Source organism: Methanobrevibacter sp., assembly GCF_017427765.1.
Lineage (GTDB): Archaea > Methanobacteriota > Methanobacteria > Methanobacteriales > Methanobacteriaceae > Methanocatella.
Window position 1 is genome coordinate 1 of the sequence record NZ_JAFRSC010000044.1, and the last position, 4,135, is coordinate 4,135.

Sequence of the window (4,135 nt, forward strand, 5' to 3'; positions counted from 1 at the left end):
AGTCTTATTTCACGATTTGATTAATTTTAAAAACTTAATATTGTGTTTTCTGTTAATATTCTTTTGATTTCAATTTAAGATTTTACATGTTCTTGGTTTGGATAGTTTTATTTGTGAAATTAATGATTGTCTTTTTTATCTGGTGTAATTTTCATATGGTTTAATCTATGTTGGTTATAATGTCTTGATATTAATCGGAGTAGTGTATGGATATTTTTTTGGCTATTGGTTAATATTCTTTCTTTTTGGCAATGGTATGAAAAATTAAATCTCATTGAATCTTTTGATTTTTATTTAATGGTGAAAGATCTATTTTTTTTTAGCAGATTATTAAAATCATCTCAATTTTATCATGATCCTAATTGGAGGTATTGTAAAAATAAAAAAAGAAGTGTAGTAGATGCTTGTTGCACCTACTTGATTTTAATTTTAATGTTTTGGTTGCTTTTTTGTAGTAGTTGTTTTCTTTATAAGTAATAACTGCTTTGTAAGTTCCTTTTTTAGTTAATTTGGTAATTTTAAATGTTGCCTTACCTTTGCTGTTGGTTTTGGCGGTGTAAGTTTTACCTTTAACTTTTAAGTAAACTTTTGCTTTTTTCATTGCTTTGTTTTTGCTGTTTTTCAAGGTTATTGTGTATTTTTTGGTTTTTGTTGTTCTTTTGAAAGTTTTTGCTTTAGCGCTTATTTTTGTTTTTTCTTTATTGATAGTAATTTTGACAGTTTTACTTTTTGTAGTGAAATTATTATTCTTAGTAAATTTATTGGATGCAGAGGGTGTAAGTCCGAGAATCCTGATTTGAATAATGTATGATAAACATGACAAATGTTTAATTATTAGATAATAATTTTAAGGAGTATATATAAATTAATAAGTAAGATGTAATATTATGGTAAAAATGGAAATTGAATTAACAGATGATTAATTTAAACGGGTTGAAATTTTAAAGTCAAAAGGGGTTGATGTTGGTCAGGCAATTGATCTTCTTTTTGGACTTCAAGGTGAGATTATCTCTCAAGTTGAAGAACAAAAAAATGAAGAGAATTTATTGAAAAAAATATCTGATGCAGGTTTTGATGTGGAAATAAAACAGCAATTGCTGAAGAAAAATTATCATGAAGACAAAACCTCTGACAGAGCAATACTAGACACCAAACAGAAGGTAAAATGGTCTAAATTTTTCAAATTATATATTTCAACCTGCAATATTTATAAGTTAACAGTCTAAATTGTTATATTATAATATAGGTAAGTATTAATAGTTACTAAATTATTTTAGGGATTATCATGAAAAAAATATTATTGATTTTAACAGTAATTCTTGTTGCCTCATTAATGATGGGCAGTTCAAGTGCAGAAGGGTTATTTGACATATTTGGAGATGATGCATCCGATAATGTAAATAATGAAACTAATTTTGTTGTCGGATTCAATGCAGAATTTCCGCCATTCACCTACAAAGATGATGATGGAAACTATACTGGTTTTGACTTGGAATTGGCCGAAGAAGTGGCTCATAGAAATAATTGGACTTTTGTTGCCCAACCGATTATTGATTGGAACACTAAGGAAGTGGAGCTCAATTCCAATGCTGTCGATTGTATTTGGAGTGAATTCACAATTGACGGAAGAGAAAACGATTATACCTGGTCTGATTCTTACTTTAACAATTCACAGGTAATAATTGTAAAAGACGATTCCGGAATAAATGCTCCTGGTGATTTGAAAGGTAAAAATGTTGAAGTTCAGGAAGGAAGTTCCGCATTGCAGTGTCTGAATGAAAAAAATGAAAGTCTAAAAAACTCTTTCGCCCAGTTAACCGAAATAAGAGAGTACAATACTGGATTTATGAATTTGGAATCAGGCGTTTGTGATGCGGTTATAGCAGATGTTGGAATTGCAGATTATCATCTCAAAGAAAATTTTGCCAACAGCAATCTCAAAATCCTTGACGAACCATTATCCTACGAACAGTATGGAATCGGATTTAAAAAAGGAAACAATGATCTGAAAGACCAGGTTCAAAAAACTTTAGATGAAATGTTTAAAGATGGAACCGTTGATAAAATCGCTGAAAAGTATAATGCTTACAACATTCCTGAAGGATTAATCCATAAATGAATTATGGTGTGAATAAATTCCATTTATAAATCAATGGAATTCAAATTAAACAATTATAATGATAAAACAATAAAGATATTACTTGGAAGTTCTATGATTGACAGATTAAAAAATAACCTATGCAATGATAAAAAAATAGCAATAATATTGACAGTTTTGTTCATATTCAATATTCTCCTTTTCATTAACCTATTTGGATATATGACTATTGTAAAACATGTAGATATTTCAGTAGTGCATGAGATTGGCACCATTATCTCAGCAATTATCATTTTAGGATTTATTTCAACCAGGCTTCCAAGACTTAAAGAGATTACTGATGGATCCATTTATGAAATCGCTTATCTGGTAATTATAGGTTTGTTGAGCATTACAGTTTCTTATTTTAACAAATCTACCAATGGAGAGTCGTTATGGGCTCCATTTTTAGAGATGTTTAGGATGCTGTCCGTTATATTGATTTTAACATACATAGCTACAAAATCCAAAAGTTTCAAGGCTATAGTTAAGGGAGATATTTCAAGAAAAGCAATAATATGGCAAATCATCATATTTTCAGTCCTTGGAATTTTATCCTCATATTTCACGTTAAACGTTAACGGAATCCCTGGCAATGCAAGAAGCTTGGTTGTGATGATTGCAGCATTATTTGGAGGGCCTTATGTTGGAGTTCCGGTCGGACTCGTATCTGGCGTTTGGAGATACTTCATGGGAGGACCTACTGCACTTCCATGTGCCGTTGCAACAATATTTTGTGGTATTATAGGTGGATTAATTTATAAATGGAGTAATGGAAGATTTTTAAATCCATTCAACGGTGCACTGCTGATGCTTCTCTATAGTGGATTCGACATGTTTATAATATCCGTTTCAATTTCCGGAGGACAGGGATTACTCATTGCCAATGCACTTTATGCTCCAATGACTTTCACAGCTGTACTGGGAATTATATTATTTTCCATGTTTTTAATTGAGAAAAAAGAGGAAGCTTCAACAGAACTCGAAAAGGAAATTCAGGAAAACACACAAAACATTTCAACAAATAAGGATATTATTGATGTGCATACCGATAGAATAATGGAGTTGTCGCAGGAATTAAAGGAATATAAAAATAAAACTCTTCGTTTAGAAAAGGAACTGCAAGAAATTAAAAATGATAAAAAATAAATGATAGCATATGTATCTTCCGTGGAACATTATTGCTGGAAACCTTATTTCATTGTTTGCCGGAATCTTTGTAATATTTAGCTTATGGTAAATGATGATAAAAAAGTATATAAATACCAAATACTAAATGCTTTTATACTGATTATCGCATCATTTTTCTTTAATTCATACGTCGGCATGGTAGTCATGGCAATGGTTACAATAAGGCTATGTATGGTTTATAAAGACAGGTTTTCCATCAGGTGGGCGATATTTTTCGTTGTATTGTCTACTGTTATAGGTTTTGCGGTAAATAACTTAGGGCTTGTTGGTTTGATTCCAATAATTGCAACAGTTCAAATCACAATATGCAATTACTTGTGTAAGGATATCAAATGGATTAAACTCAGTTTTATCATTAATGAATCATTTTACATAATCTATTTCTGGTGTGTATTTGATTTCACATCAGTGATTATACAGTTGATTACTGTCTCAGTAGGATGTATTTCTTCTTCAAATTAATTCGCAATCGTGGATTAATTGATGTTGGTGTGGAAGCATATTAATAAGTATATTTGGCATGCGAAATAAAGTACAGATAGTGAGGTAGCAAAAGTTTGATATACTTTGATACCTATATGAGTAATACTTTTTTGCGATTTTTGTAGTAATTTTTTATATTTCTCAGAGCTATTTTTTCTGTGATTATCACTTGCAGAACGGGTGTTTTTTTTAAAAATTTTTCTTTCATTGACATTGCATTATTGCCTTTTTTGTACTAGTCTTATTTCACGATTTGATTAATTTTAAAAACTTAATATTGTGTTTTCTGTTAATATTCTTTTGATTTCAATTTAAGATTTTACA

Annotated in this window: 5 protein-coding genes; 4 read left to right on the forward strand and 1 reads right to left on the reverse strand. The window is 30.1% G+C overall.

Annotated features, from left to right (window positions below; translation table 11 throughout):
* Positions 1-358: 358 nt before the first annotated feature.
* Positions 359-823 carry a hypothetical protein gene (locus tag IJL02_RS11755; protein WP_292816674.1) on the reverse strand — a complete coding sequence of 155 codons (465 nt, stop codon included), beginning with the start codon at positions 821-823 and terminating at the stop codon, positions 359-361.
* Positions 824-1,046: 223 nt separating this feature from the next.
* On the opposite strand from IJL02_RS11755, the gene IJL02_RS11760 reads away from it, so the two are divergent.
* The 4 genes from IJL02_RS11760 to IJL02_RS11775 all read left to right on the forward strand — a co-directional run bounded on the left by IJL02_RS11760 (position 1,047) and on the right by IJL02_RS11775 (position 3,790).
* Positions 1,047-1,226, forward strand: a complete 180-nt coding sequence (locus IJL02_RS11760) for a hypothetical protein (protein WP_292816676.1) — start codon at positions 1,047-1,049, stop codon at positions 1,224-1,226.
* Between the two features lie 59 nt (positions 1,227-1,285).
* Positions 1,286-2,119, forward strand: coding sequence for a transporter substrate-binding domain-containing protein (locus tag IJL02_RS11765; protein ID WP_292816678.1), 834 nt, complete (start codon positions 1,286-1,288; stop codon positions 2,117-2,119).
* A 201-nt stretch (positions 2,120-2,320) separates the two neighbouring features.
* Complete coding sequence (locus tag IJL02_RS11770) at positions 2,321-3,286, forward strand: LytS/YhcK type 5TM receptor domain-containing protein (protein WP_292816680.1); 966 nt, start codon at positions 2,321-2,323, stop codon at positions 3,284-3,286.
* 84 nt (positions 3,287-3,370) lie between these two features.
* Positions 3,371-3,790 (forward strand): YgjV family protein, encoded by a 420-nt coding sequence (locus IJL02_RS11775; RefSeq protein ID WP_292816682.1) that lies wholly within the window; start codon positions 3,371-3,373, stop codon positions 3,788-3,790.
* The last annotated feature ends 345 nt before the right edge of the window (positions 3,791-4,135 follow it).